The organism is Romboutsia sp. (assembly GCF_035470145.1).
Classification (GTDB): domain Bacteria; phylum Bacillota; class Clostridia; order Peptostreptococcales; family Peptostreptococcaceae; genus Romboutsia_D.
On sequence record NZ_DATIRC010000288.1, the window covers coordinates 1 to 1642 of the forward strand.

The window sequence follows — 1642 nt, forward strand, 5'->3', positions numbered from 1 at the left end:
ATGCCAAATGATAAAGCTTTAAAAATATATGACCTTATAATTGAGGAGGAAAATAGAAATATAGAAGTATGTTTTAAGGATTTTAGCGAAGAGGAAAAAGAAATATCTATAGCATTGATTGAAAAAATGAGTAAGAATGTAGAGGAAGATTGGATAAAAATAAAAAACAGAGGAGGTAAGTAAATGATAACTAAGGCAAAATCAAGTGATGTAAAAGAAATAATGGACATTATAAATACAACAGTAGAAGAGATGAAATCTTATAATAATACTCAGTGGGATGAAAATTACCCACAAGGAAAAGATTTTGAAAAAGATATAGAACAAGGTGACTTATATATAGAAGTTGAGGATGGAAATATAAAAGGGTTTATATGTGTTAACTACATAGAACCAATAGAATATAGTGATTTAGAATGGTCATCTAATGAAAAATGCATGGTAGTTCATAGAATGGCTGTTAATTCTAAATTTAGAAATAGTGGAATAGGAAGTAAATTAATGAATTTTGCTGAAGAACTAGCAATTAAAAATGAAGTTAAATACCTAAAAACACATACTTATTCTATAAATACAAAAATGAATTCATTATTTAAAAAATTTAACTACGAGTTTGTGGGAGAAATGAACTTCTTAGGAAAAGGTAAACCATTCTATTGCTATGAAAAAATATTAAGTGAAAACAAATAGGATACTGCTAAAGTATAAATAAAATTAATATCAACAATTTAATCTAACGTGGTTTTAAAATAAATTTAAAATTTAATTTAAAGTAATTCGTTGATAAATTTTTAATCAAAGTAAAATATCATAAAATGCAATTTTTATATAAAATTTTATTTATAATATAGACTTATATGTGAAAAAATAGTATATTGTATACATAGACAACAAGATTAGACAAAACATTCGAAAATAGACATTAGGACGGACACAATATATCAGACATTATAGTTTGGACATAATTAACTATAAGAGGAGTATTGATTATAGCTCCTCTTACCCTTAAATTTAAATGGATTAAAAAACTACCCCCAAAAATAGTATTTTAATTACCAATATCCCTTTTATAAAGACTGTAATGGAAACAGTCTTTTTTTTTATAAAAATATTTAACATATAACGATAACTTTATATGGTACAGTTTGGGCTGGAATACTCTTTGTGCTAGCTCCATAGACAACAATTAGATTTCGGTTTTCAGGGGTTTTAGTAAAGGGTTGATAATTTTCTAAGACTACTTGAGTAGAGGGTGTAATGATTAATTTTAAATTTCCATCACTACTAACCAACTCGCTATCAAAATAGTCTACTTTTACATTTTTATATTGATTATCTCTTGCCATAACAATTGCTTGAAATTGTGGTGGTAAAATAAGAGGAACAGCTGCATTTGCATCATAAAATCCAGTTACCTTATCTCCTACAGCTACCATTACATGGTCTACAAAGTAAGTATCTGGTGTTACCAAAAAATTTACTATAGATCCATATCTATTTACTACAGACATTAATTTATAACATCCTTCTTCTTCTTCTTTACTTCCATCTATCAAAAAATCATCTATCTTGGTAATTTGACCATGAAAAAATTTAAAGCTTTTCACTTTTACTCCTCCATTCTTATTTTATACAGTTTATG

2 protein-coding genes and 1 pseudogene are annotated in these 1642 nt (G+C 26.4%); 2 read left to right on the forward strand and 1 reads right to left on the reverse strand.

All coding sequences use genetic code 11. The features are described from left to right. Together VLM92_RS11810 and VLM92_RS11815 are read left to right on the forward strand one after the other, a co-directional pair. Positions 1-183: pseudogene (locus tag VLM92_RS11810) on the forward strand (MarR family transcriptional regulator); the annotation flags it as partial. Further along, positions 184-690, forward strand: coding sequence for a GNAT family N-acetyltransferase (locus VLM92_RS11815; protein WP_325276535.1), 507 nt, complete (start codon positions 184-186; stop codon positions 688-690). A gap of 422 nt (positions 691-1112) precedes the next feature. Here VLM92_RS11815 and VLM92_RS11820 read toward each other — a convergent pair whose 3' ends face one another. Continuing rightward, positions 1113-1556, reverse strand: coding sequence for a hypothetical protein (locus VLM92_RS11820; protein WP_331681756.1), 444 nt, complete (start codon positions 1554-1556; stop codon positions 1113-1115). Positions 1557-1642: the final 86 nt, after the last annotated feature.